The organism is Ruegeria sp. AM9 (genome assembly GCF_056540565.1).
This window is the reverse complement of record NZ_JBQFWY010000011.1, coordinates 25,103-42,756: the sequence shown is the minus strand read 5'-3', so window position 1 is coordinate 42,756 and position 17,654 is coordinate 25,103. Positions and strand designations below refer to the sequence as shown.

Sequence of the window (17,654 nt, the reverse complement as noted above, 5' to 3'; positions counted from 1 at the left end):
GGATGAAAAAACCCGCCCGATGGTCCGGGCGGGTAAGGTGCAGGGAGAATTCCTCAGTAGCTTTGGTTCAGCTCGTCGGCGGCCGGGATTTCCCGCTCGCGCCGGGCGATGTAGTCCAGCAGCGCCTCGTTTTTGGCCTCATCCAGCTTGGGTTCCTGGTATTCGGCCAGCAGCGACCGGGCGCGGTTCAGGGCGCGTTCGGTGATCTCAACGCTGCCTTCGGCCTGCCATTGTTCGATCGAGTTGTTGTCGAACAGTTCAGGCATGAAGAAGGCACTTTGAAAGTTGTCCTGCGTGTGCGGGTGGCCCAGATAATGGCCGCCGGGGCCGACATCGGGCACCGCCGCGATGGCCTGATCGAAATCGTGCCATTTCGGGCCCTCGGCCATGCGATAGGCCATGGCGCATTGTTCCGCATCGACGATGAATTTGGCGACCGAACAATGCATCCCGGCCTCGTTCCATCCCGCGCTATGCCAGATATAGTTGGCACCAGCATGAACCACCGCCTGCAGCGTGGTGGCGGATTCGTACCCCGCCTGCGCGTCGAACGTCTTGGCCCCGCCCAATGTGTTCGAGGTCCGCCACGGCACGCCGTAGTAGCGTGCCATCTGACCGATCATGAAGTTCATCAGGCTGATCTCGGGCGTGCCCGCCATCGGTGCACCGGATTTCATCGACACGGTCGACAGGTAATGGCCATAGATCGCAGGCGCCCCCTTGCGGATGACCTGCGTGTAGGCCAGCGCGCTCAGCGCCTCGGCGTTCAGTTGCGCCACCGTGGCCGGAACGCTGGCAGGCGTGTTCGCCCCGCCCAGCACGAAAGGTGAGCACAGGACCGGCTGGTTGCGGCGGCAGAAGGCGCGCATCGCACCCAGCATGGTTTCGTCCCAGACCAGCGGCGAGTTGCCGTTGCAATTGCCGGTGGTGACGGGGTGATCCTCCAGAAAATCCTCGCCGAACAGGATGGCGCACATGTCCATCACATCCTCGGCGTTCTTGGGCGAAGTGGTCATGCCCATGAACGTTTTGTCCGAGTGTTTCATCGAGGAATAGGTGATCCGCAGATGCCGCTGGCTGATCGGGTGATCATAGGGTTCGACGATGTGATGCGCACTGGAATGCAGCGCGGGCATCATGTGGCTCAGCTTGTGGAACATCGCCAGATCGTCCAGCGTCGGGTTGCGGCGCACATCGTCCAGATCGCGCAGGAACGGCGCACCGGTCATCGGCACAAAGATCGAATGCGGCCCGCCCAGCCGTACGTTCTTTTTCGGGTCCCGTGCGTGATAGGTGAAATCGCCTGGGATCGTGGCGATCAATTCGCGCACCAGTCCGCGGTCGAGATAGACCAGCTCACCCTCGACCCTGGCGCCAACCTTTTTCCAGTCCTCCAGCGCGATGGCGTCGCGAAACTGGACGCCGACATTTTCGAGAATGTCCATCGAGGCGTTGTCGATACGTTCAACCTGACTGCCGTCCATCACCTCGCACAAGGGGATACCGCGGGTCAGGCCGGGCAGCATTTCAAAGTTCGGGGCGGTGCGCAGGGCGCGGCGGGCTGAACGGCCACCAGCACGGGATGCGGTTCGAATGTTCACGGGCAATCCTCCAATCCTGCTTCCCAGATTGGGGGATTCGCGGACATTTCACCTCACTGATTGCGATATCTGCTTGCAGGAAGCGACACCGCTTTTGAAACAGGAAACGCCGCCCCCAAGGGGGCGGCGCCTGATTTGGTCTTCGACGAGGTCTTACTCGGCCGCCTGTGCCTCAACCCCATGCTTGTCGCGCAGGCTGTCGCGGAACAGCGCCTTACCCAAGGCGATGCACATCAGGCCCATCACCATGGTAAAGGGCAACGCGCCGATGATCATCGCATTGCGCAGCGCATCCATCGGGTTGTTTTCACCCGCCGCCAGGATCAGCGCGCCGATCACGGCCGTCAGGATAACGCCCCAGATGATGCGATGCCTGATGCCGGTTTCCTGGCTGCCGCCGGACATGATGGTGTTCATCACCAGAATGCCCGAGTCCGCCGAGGTCACCAGGAAGGTCATGATCAGGATCACGCACATGACGTTCAGCATGGACAGCAGCCCGCCGTCGATCATGTAGGACAGTGTCACGAACAGCTTGTTGGTGTTCGAGGCCCCGATGATCGCACCCTCTGCGGCACCGGCCAGTTCCAGATCAATCGCGGTGCCCCCCAGAACGGTCATCCAGGCAAAGCACACCAGCGCCGGAGCGAAGACGCAGCCCAGAATGAACTCACGCACGGTGCGACCTTTGGAGATGCGCGCCAGGAACAGGCCCACGAAGGGCGAGAACGCGATCCACCAGGCCCAGTAGAACGTGGTCCAACCGGCCTGCCAGCCGAACTGACGGCCCTGCTCGCCCGCAGCATAGACTGCGGCCAGCGTTTCTTCGTCCAGCTCGGCGGCTGCACCTTCCAGCCCCTCCTTGAACCCGGCAAAGCTGCCCCAGGCATTGGTCGCGCCGCCCACAAGGTCGTTGGCATGCGCCTGCGCGGCCTCGGGCAGAGCTGCCGCAAAGGCCTCGGTCGACAGCGGGCCATAGGCACCGAAGCTGAGCGAGATGAAGTGCAGGATATAATCGACCATCGCCGTGCCATAGGTGGTCATGGCAAAGACGAACGAACCGAACACCACGAACGTCCCCAGCAGGATGATCGACAGTACCAGGTTCAGGTTCGACAGGTACTTAACGCCGCGGCCAACCCCGGATACCGCCGAGATGATCGACAGGCTCATGATTACAACCAGACCAGAGATCAGACCCACTTTGCTGGGGGTCGGCACCTCGCCGCCCAGATCCATGACCCACTCCATCCCGGTGATAGCGTATAGGCCGTCGATGAACTGGCTGACGCCATAACCGATGGTCACGGACACGCCCAGGATCGTTGCGACAACGCCCAGAACATCGACCACATGGCCGAAGAATCCGTTGACGAAACGGCCGAACAGCGGTGTCAGCGCCGAGCGGATCGTCAGCGGCATGTCACGGGTATAGGCGTAGTAGGCCAGCGACAGGCCGGTGACGACATAGATCGCCCAGGCATGGAAACCGTAGTGCAGGTAGGTGAAGCGATAGGCCGATTGCAGCGCCTCGGGCGTATTGCCCTCGACCGCACCGGATACCACAACGGGGTTCGACCCCCACAGGCCCAGCGGTTCGGCCGTGGCAAATACCATCAGGCCCACGCCCAGACCGGCGCCAAACATCATCGAAAACCAGGAGAAATTCGAAAACTCGGGCTTTTCCCCGGGCGTCCCCATGATCCGGCGGCCGGTGGCGGGGATGATGGCCACAATGGCCAGGAAAAAGAAGAACAGACCTACGATGACGACGTAGAAGCTGTTGAAAGTCTCAAGCAGCCTGCCGTTCAGGCTGCCCAGCGTGCTGTTGGCATTGGCGGGAAACACAAGCGCCCACAGGACCAGACCAACCATGATGGCCTTACTGATCAGCGCGATGGGAACGCTGTAATTCTCATAGAAACCGGCATCGGCCGTTTCTATCTCAACATCCGTAAATGGTTCGGGTAGCGACATGTTTTCCTCCGTGTTGACTGTATAGCTGGATTGAACTCATCTTTACGTGAGCTTCCAATCTTGATCTTGTCTTCGACCCGGTCCCCTGCGGTGCATCACCATTCCTCTGGCGGGGCAGGTCCCTGATCGTTCCATTTGGGCAAAATGGCCGAATTGCCGCCCAAACGATGCACTTGCTGGTTTTCTTGCCTATATCGACGTTTTCCGGCTGATCCCTTTGGAACCGACATATTCTGTAGATTTGCGACACTATCCCCAGACGTGATTAAAAAATACACTTTTAACGCACTGGCCTCAGGACTTTACCCGGAAAAATTCTAACACTTGGCTTAGCCTGGCTCATGCGATGCTTGATCATTGCACCCGGATCATGATTTCCGGGCGCATTTCAAAGCCACGGCGACCGATCATCCGCCCGCCGTGCGCGCCGCACAGCACCTGCACATCAGGAATGCTGTCAGGGCACAGTCCGGCCGGGTCGGGTCGGGTCCGATGGCAAAACTCTGATCGAACACCCGTCCCTGACCCCAGGGCAGGCTGTTCACAAAGCCTTTCCGGCTTATAGTCTGACCGAACCATCACGGTCGCTTTGGGAGGGGCGGGCGCATGGAGCGCAGTACGGACATGTTGATCATCGGGGCCGGGTTTTCGGGGCTGATCATGGCGCTGGAGGCCCGCAAGCGCGGGATCACCGACATCGCGATCCTTGAGAAAGCGGGGGACATCGGCGGAACATGGCGTGAAAACACCTATCCCGGTGTGGCCTGCGATATTCCCTCGCATCTCTATTCCATGGCGACGCACCTGAACCCGGACTGGAGCCGCGCCTATGCGGGCGGGGCCGAGATTCAGACCTATCTGCAGAAGGTCTGCCGTGATGAGGGCCTGTATGACCTGTGCCACTTCCACCAACGGCTGAAATCTGCCCAATGGGACGGAAGCCGTTGGCAGGTGGAAACCGACGACGGGAACCGCTGGACGGCGCGCTTTCTGATCTCGGCCATCGGCGCGCTGCACCATCCCAGCATTCCCAATATCTCCGGGGCCGACAGCTTCCCCGGCCCGCGCTTCCATTCCGCCGAGTGGCACCATGACACGAACCTCGCAAACAAGCGCATCGCGGTAGTGGGAACCGGCGCCTCAGCCGTGCAGTTCGTGCCGGAAATTGCGAAAACGGCCGCGCATGTCACCATCTTCCAGCGGACGCCGCCCTATGTCCTGCCCCGCCCGGACGGGGCGATTGCGCCGTGGGTCCGCGCCCTCTATCGGCGCGTACCGGCGCTGCCCCGTCTCAGGCGCAAGCTGATCTACATGATCTTTGAATACCGCCACCGCGTATTTCGCGGCGAAGAGCGGATGGTGAATTTCGCCATGAAGATGTGGCGCCAGGCGCTTGAGAAGGCGATCACCGACCCCGAAGAACGCCAACGTCTGACCCCGGACTACCGGATCGGATGCAAACGTATCCTCAGTTCGAATGACTGGTACCCGACCTTGGCGCGGGACAACGTGACGGTGGTTCCGCACGGGGTGGCCTCGATTGACGGCGATCAGATCATTGCGTCGGATGCCAGCCGGTTCAACGCGGATGTTCTGATCTGGGGCACCGGTTTTCATGTGACCGACATGGCCGAGCGTCTGGATATTACCGGCGCGGACGGACTGACCCTACGCGCCGCCTGGGCCGAGGGTATGCAGGCCAATCTGGGCACCGCCATCGCAGGATTTCCGAACTTCTTCATTCTGCTGGGGCCGCATACCGGGTTGGGGCACAACTCGGTCGTACTGATGATCGAGGCCCAAGTCCGCCATATCGGCCGCGTGCTGGATCAGATGCACCGCCAAGGGCTGCACGCCATCACGCCCGACCCATCCAAACAGGCCGCCTTTACGCAAGAGATGCGAGACCGACACACAAACAGCGTCTGGCAGGCGGGCGGGTGTTCTTCCTGGTATCAGGACGACGAGGGCCGCAATACAACACTTTGGCCGGGCACCGTATCCGAGTATGAAAAGCGTATGGCCCGGTCCGGGCTGGAACATTACCACCCTGCCCCACCTCAAGGCGGAGACCGCTGAGATGACTTTTTTGACTATCCTCGTTCTGATCGTTGCGTTTTTCATCGGCATGAACCTGTGGACCCGAAAACTGACCACCGATGGGCAAAAGCGAGTCCCGCAGATGGGCGATATCATCCCCGTAAACGGCGGCAGCATTCACTATGTCGAGCGGGGTGATCCGTCGAACCAGACCATTGTCATGATCCACGGCCTGACCGGACAGTTGCAGCATTTCACTTATGCGCTGGTCGATATGCTGACCGATGACTACCACGTCATTGCAGTCGACCGGCCTGGCTGCGGGTATTCGACCCGGGATTCGGCCGATCTGGGGCGCCTGCCCGAACAGGGGCGGATGATACAGGAGCTTCTGGACGCCAAGGGCATCACTGACGCGATTCTGGTCGGCCATTCGCTGGGCGGCGCGGTCTCGCTGGCGATGGCGCTGGACCGACCTGAAAAGATCAGGGCCCTGGCCCTGCTGGCGCCTTTGACGCACAAACTGCCATCCACGCCGCAGGTCTTCAAACCGCTGGAGATTCGTACCGAGTGGCTGCGGAGCCTGATCGGCAACACTCTGGCCGTGCCGCTGGCTGCCAAAACCGCACCACACACGCTGGACGTGGTTTTTGCTCCGGAACCTGCGCCCGCCGATTTTCTCGACCGTGCGGGCGGCGCGCTGGGGCTGCGGCCGTCGGCCTTTGTTACCGGGTCGCAGGATGTTGTGGGCCTTGACGCCAGCCTAGGGGCGCAGATGGCGCGATACGGAGAACTAAGCGTGCCCGGAGGGATTCTGTACGGAACGCAGGACGCGATCCTGCCACCGAGGACACAGGGCGATCCGATGGCGCAATTCGGCCTGAGCAACGAACGGATCGACGGGGCGGGTCACATGATCCTGATCACCAAGCCGGACACCTGTGCCGCGTTCATCCGCCAGATCGCCGAAGCCGCCCGCGCCAAGCCCAAGGCGGTTTGATCGGGGTAAAAAAGAATTCGACTGTGACCGCCTTTTCCCTCTTGACCCTCTCCGGCCCCTCCCTTACATCGCCTCTCACTCATGGCGGAGTAGCTCAGTTGGTTAGAGCAGCGGAATCATAATCCGCGTGTCGGGGGTTCAAGTCCCTCCTCCGCTACCACCAATCCACAAAATTTGGCCCCAGACGATCTCGTTGGTTCGCGCATCCTATAGATAGCCGCAGAACGCATTGAGTGTGGAAATGGCATTCAGCAATCCCAAATTGTCCGGAAGCTGCTGCCCCGCCAAAGACAGTATTCCCAAAGCAGCCATTCACTGCCATTCGGCCATCGAAAGCGAGCGATCAAAGCCGCCAAACAACCGGCTTGCGCAAAATTCTTTACCCATTGACCGCGATATGTGTCTTGTATTGCTTGGCATCACATCCGCGCCGATACTTCGTGCCATTAGCAGAGTTCGCAATTTAAGGAGTTCGATGTGCTCAACGGTGCGATGCTTGTCTGGTTTTTGTTGACCGGCGCCAGCGTGAGTTTCGTTGTTTGGGATTCAGTAAGCAATGGCGTGACCAGTTGGGTTCAGCGCATGGCCTGGATTCTTGTGACCGTCTACACGGGGCCAGTCGGCTTGTTTTTCTATTTGACCACCTGCCGCCGACCGTTTCCGGGAGGGCATGACCGCTTTACGCGCGCGACCTGGAAACAAGGGGTCAACAGCGAAATGCACTGTTTGGCAGGAGACGCCACAGGGATCATTGCTGCTGCAATCCTGGTTCATTTCCTCGCGCTACAGAATGGATGGGACATCACCGTCGAATACATATTCGGTTTCGTCTCGGGGCTTTTCATCTTTCAGGCCCTTATGATGCTTTCGATGTATGGAAGTTATTCGCAAGCGGTCCGAAAGACGTTTTTCGCAGAGACCGTGTCGATGAACATGGTGATGACGGGCATGATTCCGACAATGGTCCTTTTGGCGGCGGCTTGGCCTGAATCAGAAGATCCGCTCTCGCCGACTTTCTGGTTTCGTATGAGCCTGGCAACAATTGTCGGCGGCTTTGTTGCATACCCGGTCAATTACTGGCTGGTCGCTAATCACCTGAAACACGGATGCATGACCCTACCGGGGGCCGATGGTCCGGCGCCCGGCAACGGTCACGTATCTTCCGAGATGGATGGTATGTCCAATGGCGCAATCGAGGGCATGCCCGGTCACAGCATGAGCATGAAGACGCTGCCTTTGCACTCCATGTTCCTCTGGGTCCTTGGAACCTACGCGATCCTGCTGGTCGCACTCTTCGTGACTTCGCGCGTTACACCCATCCATTTTTAGCGCTTCAAAACCTGTAGGGCATCTACGTCACGACGACATTGCCGTCCGATGTGAGTGCGCGACATACCGGCTTGGCAATACCGCAATCTGCACCAGCAGCCCCGGTTCTACTCGTGCGGCAGGTTGCGGCTGGCCTGCATTTGCTGAACCTCGTCGGGCCAAGTAGAGCGGATATAGGCCAGAACGTCCCATATGTCCTCGTTAGTCAGCATGCCCGCGAAACCCGGCATGCCGCTGTTGAAGTCTTTGATGCCGCGTGCTGCCAGTGTCTGCGCGCCACCCAGTTTGGTGTAGTCGAACAGCAGCTGATTGTCGTGGTGCCACGTATGCCCCGTCTCATCATGGGGTGGTGCAGGCAGAACGCCGTTTTCGTCGGGTGTGCGCCAGTTGGGCTGCCCTTCCAGATGTGCCCCGTGGCAGGACGCGCATTGGTCGGCATATTGAGCCTGCCCATTAGTCAAATCCCGGCCGTCCAGTTCGTGGCCGGCAAATGCGCCGGTCGCGATACTGCAGGTGACGAGGGTCAGAATGCGTTTCATGCGACCTCCACCCATGTCTTCATGCCCGCCGCCTGATGCCCCAGCATGTGGCAATGCAGCAGCCATTTGCCGGGATTGTCGAACACACAAACGATGTCACGGGTTCCGCCCGCATCCACAAGCGTTGTATCGCGGAATGCGCCCAAGCTAGCGTCCGCCCCGACCTCAAAGAAATGATGCCCGTGAAGATGGATGCCATGCGGGAAACGGGTGTCGTTCACCAGACGAATGCGCGCCGTTTGCCCGCGTTCGAATCTGTGAAACGGCATATCCGTCAGGCCGGATTGTCCGTTGAACGCCCAAATATCTGTTTGCGTACTTGCGGGGCGGCTCATCGCCCCACCTTGCATGGTAAGCGTCAGAGCCACGGCAGTGTCGAGATCCGGCTGTTTCTGCTCATTTGGTGGCAGCGCGGGAATCCCGGATGGTTGCCGCATGGTATTCACACCCTCAACCGGGATTTCACCCAGCAGGTAGGGATCGTCGCGCGTTGGAAAGACAAAGGCGATCTGACCGGCTGACGTGACATCCGCAATGATATCTGCACGCTGAGCCGGTGCGAGAACCAGATTGGAACCCACTTGCGGGCGCGGCAGGGGCATACCGTCGAAAGCAACAATTTTGCCGTCGATACCTTCAAGCTCAATCGGGAATATCCGGTCTGTCGCAACGTTGATCAACCGCAAACGCACGCGGTCACCGCGCCGAACCGGCGTATTTGGCTCTACCAGCGCGCGGGCATAATTGCCCAGCCGCCCCTGATGCGCCTGATCGTGCATGTTCTCGAAACCGTCGGCGAGCGTGCCGCTTTCGGTCATGCGCCAGTCGTCAATGATTACGATCAGATCGTGATCCACATCGGGTGGCGTTATTTCGTCAACGATGAGCGGGCCGTAGAGACCCTTGGCAACCTGTTCCCACGACCGGTTGTGCGAGTGATACCAGAACGTCCCCGCATCGGGTGCCTGAAAGCTGTATGCGAATTCTGCGCCCGTCTCGACAACGTCCTGGGTCATTCCCGGCACGCCATCCATCGCATTGTCAATGCGCATCCCATGCCAATGCACCGCCGAGCCTTCGTCGATCTGATTCAGAAACCGAACATCGAATGTACTGCCCTGACGGGCGCGAAGCACTGGGCCGGGTGTTCTGCCGTTAAAGCCAAGCATCGGGGTCGCCGGATCGCCCGCGGGCAGGATTTGTGCCGTGACCGGCTGTGCAACCAACTCCACGGATGCCGATGCAAGAGTGATGCGCGGAGCCAGTGCCGCCGCGCTTGATGTGATCAGGAAGTCTCGTCTGTTCATGGATTTCCTCAATTCGGCAGGGTCAGAACGCTGGTAAGCGTCGCGGTGGCCGCAAGCACCACCAGAATGACCGCAGTTTCGATTTCAATGGAGCGTGCCAAATGGCGCGCGGCTTTTTCGTCCCCCGCCTGCATGGCGGGAACGAAGTAGAGCTTGTTTGCAGTTGCCAGCGTCAGGACCGCGCCGACAAGTGCCAGCTTGATCAGCAGCGTTTGCCCGTATCCTGTTGTCGTCAGCGCCCATAAATCGCCCAGCAACAACCAAGCCATCAGCAGCCCCGCCAAAATCAATGCGGGAACTATAACCGAAGCTGCCTGCCCGAACCGATGCCCCAACGTGGCCGCATTGCCCAGATGTTCCGGCTGTCGCGACAAGAAATGCAGCGGACCGAGGATGCCGATCCAAAACGCAATCCCCAGCAGGTGCAGAAGCAACAGGAAACGGACGCCCGTTACCTCCAGTTCCGGGACATGCCCGATCCAGGCAAAGGACCACAGGGCGAGCATTCCACCGGCAAGTGCGATCCATTGCCCAACACGAGGGATAAACACGCCGACGATGATTAAAACCGTCCCGATGATCCGAAAAACGAGAACGTCGCCAACCGGGGTCTGCCACAACAGACCCAGCATTTCCGGATCGGTCATGCCATCGGCTCCGCCCGTCAGGGCGGCACCGCGCAACATGAAACCAAAGACAGAGGCAACAAGCGCAAGCCCCGCCAACAGCGCGACCTGCACACGCATCCTGTCGCTGAGGGGTGACACAATATCAGCAAAAGCAGCCCGGATGATCAAAAGACCAGTCGCACCGCCAATGCCGACATAGAGCATCAGCTTGGACAGTATTGCGCCTATTCCCCAGATGTCGGGCATGGTCAATCCACTGTGAACGTGAACTCGCCCTGCATGGCGTGCCCGTCCGCACCCAAGCCCCGCCATTCGATGCGATAGGTGCCGTCACCCATGCCTTGAAGCGGCAACCTGAACGTGCGGCCAAAACTGGTCTGATCTCCCAGATCGAGCGTGACGGCATGAACATCCTGATGGATCATGTCAACTTTTGTCAGGCGAAAATCATCTGCGAAATTGAAACTGATCTCAGAGGGCACTTCGGCAATTGTTGCGCCGTTTTCGGGTGTGGTGGTATCAACGCTTGAATGCGCAAAAGCACTTGTTGCAAGCATGGACATCAATGCAATTGTAGCGAGCTTCTTCATTCGGAGGTTCCTCAGTCTATTCCATTGGCGCGCTGGATTTCACGGATATAGTCGATGACCATGGCCACGTCGCCACGGGTCAGGCCTTCAACTGGCGGCATGTCGCCAAATTGCCAGTGATGGCTTCTGACGCCCACTTCGACCGCGCGTTGAAAGGACTCGTCCGCATGATGGCTGGGCTCATAGATGACATGGATCAGCGGCGGCCCGGCGCCTTCAACGCCGACCGCGTTAGTTCCGTGGCACGCGGCGCACGCGGTTTCGAATATACGTTGTCCGATGGCCGCATTTCCTTCGATAGGTGGCATTTGGATGGCCACCATCGCACCCCCCTCGGCAGGTGCCGACTGCGCGATGTCGTCAACTGGGGCGGGGCGTAGAGTGATATAGGCAGCGACGGCTGCCACGGCGCATGCGCCGATTACGAGGTATTTTCGGTTCATGTACTGGTCCTAACCTTGTGTAACAGAGTGGGGCCGCAAATAATTTGCAGCACACTGGAACGTGTTCACTGCGGTGAACAGCGTCGGAAATCTGTTTCAAGGGTTAGGTGGCCTGTCCGGGTTGTCCGGTTCATCAAGCGTCGAGAGGCTTGTAACCTGCCACGCCAACACGACCGCTGATTGGTTGAGTTTGGTATCGGAAGCCGGAGTTGCAAGCGCGATGACATTGCACAGGAACGGATTGCAACCTTCATGCGCCGCGCTGTCTGGCTGATGCGGTGCACCTTCGCCCGGCGCGACTGAAGCATGGTCGGCATGGTGGTCGTCTGCAGACGTGTTCAGGTGATGTGCGCAATGCCCGCCATTGCAGTTCTCAAACATCGCATGCGCGCGGTCGCCGAGCCCTGTCATCAGGACCAACAAAGCGACAAGCAGCAATGCAGTTATGGCTCGAGCAAACTTCACGCCGGGAACCTATCCCGGTTTCCAATACAATACAACGCAAGCCGACACTGAGGTGTCGTGCAGCATTGTTGGGCTTGGGCTGCAAACCGCCAATGCGAGAAACTGATTTGGCACGGGCTAAGACACCGGCGATGTTTGCTTGCGAGTTTATGCTCCTAAGCCGCTGCCACATATCTCGACGCGTCAGGACGGATGTGGTCACTCAAAGGTTGGTAGATGACCCAAGGCACAACAGGTCAAAGGTTCTCTGGTCGTCTGTATCGACGTCTGAACTACCCCCGGCACGGGGCAGCCGCACACAACGACCACACAAACTGCTCTGGTTGCCTACAACGGCAGGTTCGGCATGGAACGCGTGACGTCATGCAACTGGACTTCGCCGGACCGCTCGATCTTTACAACCAGTTTCAAAGCGTTCGGAAACCGCTCGAAATAGGCGAAACCGATGGCGTCGATCACGTCAATCGTCTGACACTGTATCTGGTAGTCGGCCTGAAATTCGGTGTGCTGGTCCTGATCAGCAGACGGGGCGATTTCGGCTTCGGGGCCAAGCCCTTCTGCCAAAAGTGTGACATTGGCGGCTGCCGTAAAACAGGCCGCGTCTTCGGGCAGGACAAACAATTCCAGCGGTTTGGACAGATCGGAAATCGCTCCGGCGACCAGGGCCCGATCCTCATCGGTTTGCGCCGGGCGCTCAAATCCAACGATATCCGCAGCAGGCACCACAAGCGACAAGGACAGCTCGGCCCCTGAGACCGCAATGTCCAGATGACCCGTGCCATGTTCATGCTCAATCCCCGCTTGCGTCTGCGACAGGGCGACCGCAGGGATCAGAGTCAGAGCGAGAGCTGCGCTTCTCATAAACAGGCACCACCTACCAGGGAATCACGGAGTTTATTTTAGTATGTTTCTAAATTGGCGCAATCTCGGCCCGGACCACGCGACCCCGCCAAATAAGGGGAGAGCAAGGATCAGCTTATCCGAGGATAAAACTCAGGTTGACATAGGCGACTAAATAACTCAGGTATCAGGAAGTATGCGTCGCAGAGGCGGCGCCTGTGAAATTTTACCTGACAGGAAAGTGTCGCCTTCATGACCCGATTTTTCGCCGCTACCAGCGCTCTGACCCTTGGCATCGCATCCGCATCCGTTGCCGCCGACGCCCCGTCGAAGGGTGATGTTCTGAACACCTATGCGAACATTGCCGAAGCCAAATACGATGACAGCCTGATCGCGGCCAAAGCCCTGCAAGAGGCCATGAACGCCCTGATCGCTGCGCCGTCCGACGCAACCCTGAACGCAGCTCGCGCCGCATGGGTTGCCGCACGCGTGCCTTATCAGCAGACCGAGGTCTATCGTTTCGGCAACGCCATCGTTGACGACTGGGAGGGCAAAGTGAACGCATGGCCGCTGGACGAAGGCCTGATCGACTATGTCGACGCGTCCTATGGTGGCCCGACGGATGAAAACGAGTTCGCCGCGCTGAACGTGGTCGCCAACCCCAGCTTTGAGCTGTCAGGCGAAACCATCGACGCCAGCGAAATCACCCCCGAGCTGCTGGCTGAAACCCTGCACGAAGCTGACGGGATTGAGGCAAACGTCGCCACCGGCTATCACGCCATCGAATTCCTGCTGTGGGGCCAGGACATGAACGGCCACGGTGCAGGTGCGGGCAACCGTCCGTATACCGACTATCTTCAGGGTGACGGCTGCACCGGTGGCAATTGCGACCGTCGGGCGCAGTACCTGAACGCCGTGACGGAACTGCTGGTCAGCGATCTGGAATGGATGGCAGCTCAATGGGCTGAAGGGGGCGAGGCACGCGCCGCGCTGTCCGCAGATGAAACCGCAGGTGTAAGCGCCATTCTGACCGGCATGGGCTCGCTGTCCTACGGTGAGCAGGCCGGCGAACGGATGCGTCTGGGCCTGATGTTGAACGACCCCGAGGAAGAGCACGATTGCTTTTCGGACAACACCCATAACAGCCACTACTATGATGGGCTGGGCATTCAAAATGTCTATCTGGGCAGCTACACCCGTATCGACGGCACCCCTGTCAGCGGCGCGTCGCTGTCGGATCTGGTGATCGCCTCTGATCCTTCTCTGGACGCTGAAATGAAGGTCAAGCTGGCCAACACCATGCAGGCGCTGGGTCGTCTGAAATCGACCGCCGAAGCCGGTTTCGCCTACGACCAGATGCTGGAACGCGGCAATGAAGGCGGTGAACTGCTGATCATGGGCGGTGTCAACGGACTGGTTGACCAGACCAAAACCATCGAGCGGATCGTGACCACTCTGGGTCTGGACCAGATCAGCTTTGAAGGCTCGGACAGCCTGGATAACCCCGACGCGGTCTTCCAGTAAACTCTCCTAGGCCGGAAGCGTGGGCGAACTCATGCTTCCGGCACTCTGATCACGCCAGTTTGTGACTGGACAGAAATAAAATACCTTACTAATTAAGTAGGGAACCTATCGAGCCTAGATTCGCTATGATCGTTTGTCACTGCACCAACATAACTGACCACGATATCCGCGCCGCAATCGACTGGATGCGGACGTCAGATGCTCAGGCGATCATCACCCCCGGCAAGATCTATCATGCCCTTGGGAAATCCGCGGATTGCGGCGGCTGTATGCCGCTTTTCCTAGACATGATGCGTTCCAGCGATAATCTGGAAGTCCCCATGCAACTTCGGGCGCTACGCACCGGAGCACCACAGGAGAGTGAAGATGAAGGGCGATCCCAAAGTCATAGAGTATCTCAACAAATCTCTGCGGCATGAACTGACGGCGGTCAGCCAGTATTGGCTGCACTACCGCCTGCAAGAGGACTGGGGCCTTGGCCACATGGCCAAGAAAAGCCGCGAGGAGAGCATCGAAGAGATGGGCCACGCGGACAAGCTGATCGAGCGGATCATCTTTCTGGAAGGTCACCCCAACCTGCAAAAGCTCGACCCCCTGAGAATTGGCCAGAACCCCAAGGAAACCCTGGAATGTGATCTGGCTGCCGAAAATGACGCGCGAGCCTTGTATGTCGAAGCGCGCGAATACTGCCGCGAGGCCGGTGACTATGCGTCGATGTCCCTGTTCGAGGAATTGATCCGCGACGAAGAAGGACATATCGACTTCCTCGAAACGCAGCTTGATCTGTACGAAAGGATTGGCGAAGCCAATTATGCGCAACTCAACGCATCGAAAATGGACGAGGACGAGTAACCTTGCCGTCCTGACGGTGGCCGCCCTTGCGGCCACCCAATCCCTCGCAGCCGACCTGCAGGATCTCCACCTCAATTTCGAACCCAGAACCGAAGATGAGCGCATCCGGATCGCCAACGTCATCGTGGCACCGGAAGATTTCGCCGCGCCGCAACGGTTCGAGGAATTGCCCGCCGGGGCCGCCACGGTCCGCGTCCGCACCGATGCCGATGCGTTTTCGCAACCCTCCGGCAACCTGAGCTTTGAGCAGGAGCTGGACTTCAAAGTCGGCAACGGGTTGTTCAAGAAGATCTGGGTGTCTTCGCCCGCGTCCACATTGGCCTCGGACGGGTTGGGGCCGCTTTACAACGCGCGCTCATGCCAACGCTGCCACATCAAGGACGGGCGTGGCCATACGCCCGCAGGGCCCGGCGACAATGCGACCTCCATGTTCCTGCGCGTCTCGATCCCGGGGGGTGACGGCCACGACGAGATCGAGGATTATATCGCCACCCAACCCGAGCCGAACTATGGCGGCCAGATGCAGGATCTGGCCCTGCCCGGACACGCGGCGGAATACCGGCTGGACGTTACCTATGAAGATGTCGCCGTGACCCTGTCCGATGGCGAAACTGTTACCCTGCGCAAGCCGACCTATCAGGCGGCGGATCTGGGATACGGCCCGCTGCACCCCGGGGCCATGCTCAGCCCGCGGGTGGCGCCGCAGATGATCGGCCTGGGCCTGCTCGAGGCAATCCCGGTCGAGGATTTGCTGGCCAATGCCGATCCTGATGACGCGGATGGGGACGGCATTTCCGGGCGCCCGAACATCGTCTGGTCAAAGGAATTCGGCGCGCCGATGATGGGTCGGTTCGGCCTCAAGGCGGGGATGCCCACGATCATGGAGCAATCGGCGGCGGCCTTTTCCGGCGATATCGGCATTTCCAGCCCGCTCTACCCTGCGGGTCATGGTGACTGCACCGACGCGCAAGCGGCTTGTGTGAACGCTCCGCATGGCGATGGCGACGACCGCGTGTTTGAAGTTGACCAGTTGGGCATGGATCTGGTGGCCTTCTACAGCCGCAATCTGGGCGTCCCGGCACGCAGGAACGTGGACGATGCGCAGGTTCTGCGCGGCAAGCAGGTGTTTCACGACACCGGCTGTGTCTCTTGCCACACGCCCGCCTTTGTCACCCATCGCATGGAAAACCGGCCCGAGCATAGTTTTCAGCTGATCTGGCCCTATTCCGACCTGCTGTTGCATGACATGGGCGAAGGGCTGGCCGATGGCCGCCCCGAAGCCCGCGCCACCGGACGCGAATGGCGTACGCCGCCGCTGTGGGGGATTGGACTGACCCGGCAGGTCTCGGGCCATACCCAGTTTCTGCATGACGGACGCGCGCAAACCTTGCTCGAGGCCATCCTGTGGCACGGGGGCGAGGCTCAGGCCGCCCGTGATACGGTTGTAGCGATGCCCAAACCCGACCGCGATGCCCTGATCCGTTTTCTCGAAAGCCTCTGACCCATGCGTTTGCTTGCCTTTGCCCTAGCCTTGACGTTGCCCCTCCCTGCGCTGGCGCAGGACCGGGGCCCGATCCTGACCGCTGCAGCCCAGGAACATGTCCTGCCCGGCTTCGCCGCGTTTTCAGACACAACAGGGGCACTGGCACAGGCGGCGCGAACCGATTGCGCCGCGACGTCACCCGATTTGCGCGCGGCCTATCACACGGCCTTTGACGGCTGGATTTTGGTCAGCCATCTGCGGTTTGGCCCCTCGGAAACCGGTGACCGGGCCTTTGCGCTGGCGTTCTGGCCGGATACCAAAGGATTCACGCCCAAGGCCCTGTCCGGTCTGATCGCCGCCGAAGACGACGCCGTCGAAACCCCCGAGGCCTTTGCCGAAACCTCGATCGCCGCAAGGGGGTTCTTTGCGCTGGAACAGATGCTTTACGATCCGCGCTTTGCGGATCAGGGCAACGACGCCTATCGCTGCGCTCTGATACAGGCCATCGCCAACGATATCGACCTGAACGCCCGCGCGATGAACGACGACTGGTCACGCTTCGCAACGGCGCTGACACAACCGGGCGAAAACAGCCCCTATCGGTCCGGTGACGAAGCGATGCAAGAGCTTTACAAGGCACTGGTCACCGGTCTGGAATTCACCGGCGACACCCGCCTTGGTCGCCCGATGGGCACGTTCGACCGCCCCCGCCCCAACCGCGCCGAAGCCCGCCGCTCTGAACGATCCCTGCGCCATGTTGAGCTGTCTTTGATCGCGCTGCGCCATCTGGCAGCGCATCTGTCGGTCGATCACCCGCAGATCGCGTCTGATCTGGATGGCGCGTTCGACAAGGCCATCACCCGCGCGCAGGCACTGGACGATCCGGCACTTGCAGGCGTGGCCGATCCGCAGGGTCGGTTCCGGGTCGAGGCGTTGCAGCAGTCGATCAACGATATCCGCCAGATCGCCTCGACCGAGCTTGGCCCGACACTGGGCATCAGCGCCGGGTTCAACTCCTTGGACGGGGACTGACCC

17 protein-coding genes and 1 tRNA gene are annotated in these 17,654 nt (G+C 59.7%); 9 read left to right on the top strand and 9 right to left on the bottom strand.

From position 1 onward, the window contains the following. Positions 1-53: 53 nt before the first annotated feature. Together ACR0DO_RS16300 and ACR0DO_RS16295 are read right to left on the bottom strand one after the other, a co-directional pair. Positions 54-1,601, bottom strand: coding sequence for a trimethylamine methyltransferase family protein (locus ACR0DO_RS16300; protein WP_480560299.1), 1,548 nt, complete (start codon positions 1,599-1,601; stop codon positions 54-56). Positions 1,602-1,754: 153 nt separating this feature from the next. Beyond that, entirely contained in the window at positions 1,755-3,578 is a 1,824-nt protein-coding gene (locus ACR0DO_RS16295) for a BCCT family transporter (protein WP_170674556.1), read from the bottom strand. A 606-nt stretch (positions 3,579-4,184) separates the two neighbouring features. Between ACR0DO_RS16295 and ACR0DO_RS16290 the strand changes: the two genes are divergently transcribed. From ACR0DO_RS16290 to ACR0DO_RS16275, 4 genes are all read left to right on the top strand, one after another. Next, complete coding sequence (locus ACR0DO_RS16290; protein WP_480560297.1) at positions 4,185-5,657, top strand: flavin-containing monooxygenase; 1,473 nt, start codon at positions 4,185-4,187, stop codon at positions 5,655-5,657. Between the two features lies 1 nt (position 5,658). Next, positions 5,659-6,618, top strand: coding sequence for an alpha/beta fold hydrolase (locus ACR0DO_RS16285; RefSeq protein WP_480560295.1), 960 nt, complete (start codon positions 5,659-5,661; stop codon positions 6,616-6,618). Positions 6,619-6,701: 83 nt separating this feature from the next. Further along, positions 6,702-6,778 (top strand) — tRNA-Met (locus ACR0DO_RS16280). A 317-nt stretch (positions 6,779-7,095) separates the two neighbouring features. Further along, entirely contained in the window at positions 7,096-7,947 is an 852-nt protein-coding gene (locus ACR0DO_RS16275; RefSeq protein WP_480560293.1) for a DUF4396 domain-containing protein, read from the top strand. A 107-nt stretch (positions 7,948-8,054) separates the two neighbouring features. On the opposite strand, the gene ACR0DO_RS16270 is transcribed toward ACR0DO_RS16275, so the two are convergent. From ACR0DO_RS16270 to ACR0DO_RS16240, 7 genes are all read right to left on the bottom strand, one after another. Beyond that, positions 8,055-8,486 (bottom strand): c-type cytochrome, encoded by a 432-nt coding sequence (locus tag ACR0DO_RS16270; protein WP_480560291.1) that lies wholly within the window; start codon positions 8,484-8,486, stop codon positions 8,055-8,057. Next, on the bottom strand, positions 8,483-9,793 hold the full coding sequence (locus ACR0DO_RS16265; protein WP_480560289.1) for a multicopper oxidase family protein: 1,311 nt from the start codon (positions 9,791-9,793) through the stop codon (positions 8,483-8,485). The genes ACR0DO_RS16270 and ACR0DO_RS16265 overlap by 4 nt, the downstream gene beginning before the upstream one ends. Positions 9,794-9,801: 8 nt before the next feature. Continuing rightward, positions 9,802-10,668 (bottom strand): copper resistance D family protein, encoded by an 867-nt coding sequence (locus ACR0DO_RS16260; RefSeq protein ID WP_480560287.1) that lies wholly within the window; start codon positions 10,666-10,668, stop codon positions 9,802-9,804. Between the two features lie 2 nt (positions 10,669-10,670). Continuing rightward, positions 10,671-11,012 (bottom strand): copper resistance CopC family protein, encoded by a 342-nt coding sequence (locus ACR0DO_RS16255; RefSeq protein ID WP_480560285.1) that lies wholly within the window; start codon positions 11,010-11,012, stop codon positions 10,671-10,673. Positions 11,013-11,023: 11 nt separating this feature from the next. Beyond that, positions 11,024-11,455 (bottom strand): c-type cytochrome, encoded by a 432-nt coding sequence (locus tag ACR0DO_RS16250; protein WP_480560283.1) that lies wholly within the window; start codon positions 11,453-11,455, stop codon positions 11,024-11,026. Positions 11,456-11,551: 96 nt separating this feature from the next. Beyond that, positions 11,552-11,893: a hypothetical protein gene (locus ACR0DO_RS16245; protein WP_480560281.1), complete on the bottom strand. Its 342-nt coding sequence runs from the start codon at positions 11,891-11,893 to the stop codon at positions 11,552-11,554. 354 nt (positions 11,894-12,247) lie between these two features. After that, on the bottom strand, positions 12,248-12,781 hold the full coding sequence (locus ACR0DO_RS16240; protein ID WP_480560279.1) for a ZrgA family zinc uptake protein: 534 nt from the start codon (positions 12,779-12,781) through the stop codon (positions 12,248-12,250). A 231-nt stretch (positions 12,782-13,012) separates the two neighbouring features. Between ACR0DO_RS16240 and ACR0DO_RS16235 the strand changes: the two genes are divergently transcribed. The 5 genes from ACR0DO_RS16235 to ACR0DO_RS16215 all read left to right on the top strand — a co-directional run bounded on the left by ACR0DO_RS16235 (position 13,013) and on the right by ACR0DO_RS16215 (position 17,651). Next, positions 13,013-14,284: an imelysin family protein gene (locus ACR0DO_RS16235; protein ID WP_480560277.1), complete on the top strand. Its 1,272-nt coding sequence runs from the start codon at positions 13,013-13,015 to the stop codon at positions 14,282-14,284. Positions 14,285-14,409: 125 nt separating this feature from the next. Next, entirely contained in the window at positions 14,410-14,703 is a 294-nt protein-coding gene (locus ACR0DO_RS16230) for a (2Fe-2S)-binding protein (RefSeq protein WP_170447647.1), read from the top strand. Further along, positions 14,651-15,136 (top strand): bacterioferritin, encoded by a 486-nt coding sequence (gene bfr / locus ACR0DO_RS16225; RefSeq protein ID WP_170447646.1) that lies wholly within the window; start codon positions 14,651-14,653, stop codon positions 15,134-15,136. Before ACR0DO_RS16230 ends, bfr begins: the two co-directional genes overlap by 53 nt. After that, a complete protein-coding gene (locus ACR0DO_RS16220) occupies positions 15,096-16,637 on the top strand; it encodes a di-heme oxidoreductase family protein (protein ID WP_480560274.1) in 1,542 nt (513 codons plus the stop codon). Before bfr ends, ACR0DO_RS16220 begins: the two co-directional genes overlap by 41 nt. Before the next feature lie 3 nt (positions 16,638-16,640). Next, complete coding sequence (locus tag ACR0DO_RS16215) at positions 16,641-17,651, top strand: imelysin family protein (RefSeq protein ID WP_480560272.1); 1,011 nt, start codon at positions 16,641-16,643, stop codon at positions 17,649-17,651. Positions 17,652-17,654: the final 3 nt, after the last annotated feature.

Coding starts and splice junctions, on each gene's coding strand:
- ACR0DO_RS16295 (WP_170674556.1), bottom strand. CDS start 3,578: ATGTCGCTACCCGAACCATTTACGGATGTTGAGATAGAAACGGCCGAT.
- ACR0DO_RS16290 (WP_480560297.1), top strand. CDS start 4,185: ATGGAGCGCAGTACGGACATGTTGATCATCGGGGCCGGGTTTTCGGGG.
- ACR0DO_RS16285 (WP_480560295.1), top strand. CDS start 5,659: ATGACTTTTTTGACTATCCTCGTTCTGATCGTTGCGTTTTTCATCGGC.
- ACR0DO_RS16270 (WP_480560291.1), bottom strand. CDS start 8,486: ATGAAACGCATTCTGACCCTCGTCACCTGCAGTATCGCGACCGGCGCA.
- ACR0DO_RS16265 (WP_480560289.1), bottom strand. CDS start 9,793: ATGAACAGACGAGACTTCCTGATCACATCAAGCGCGGCGGCACTGGCT.
- ACR0DO_RS16260 (WP_480560287.1), bottom strand. CDS start 10,668: ATGCCCGACATCTGGGGAATAGGCGCAATACTGTCCAAGCTGATGCTC.
- ACR0DO_RS16255 (WP_480560285.1), bottom strand. CDS start 11,012: ATGAAGAAGCTCGCTACAATTGCATTGATGTCCATGCTTGCAACAAGT.
- ACR0DO_RS16250 (WP_480560283.1), bottom strand. CDS start 11,455: ATGAACCGAAAATACCTCGTAATCGGCGCATGCGCCGTGGCAGCCGTC.
- ACR0DO_RS16240 (WP_480560279.1), bottom strand. CDS start 12,781: ATGAGAAGCGCAGCTCTCGCTCTGACTCTGATCCCTGCGGTCGCCCTG.
- ACR0DO_RS16235 (WP_480560277.1), top strand. CDS start 13,013: ATGACCCGATTTTTCGCCGCTACCAGCGCTCTGACCCTTGGCATCGCA.
- ACR0DO_RS16230 (WP_170447647.1), top strand. CDS start 14,410: ATGATCGTTTGTCACTGCACCAACATAACTGACCACGATATCCGCGCC.
- bfr (WP_170447646.1), top strand. CDS start 14,651: ATGAAGGGCGATCCCAAAGTCATAGAGTATCTCAACAAATCTCTGCGG.
- ACR0DO_RS16220 (WP_480560274.1), top strand. CDS start 15,096: ATGCGCAACTCAACGCATCGAAAATGGACGAGGACGAGTAACCTTGCC.
- ACR0DO_RS16215 (WP_480560272.1), top strand. CDS start 16,641: ATGCGTTTGCTTGCCTTTGCCCTAGCCTTGACGTTGCCCCTCCCTGCG.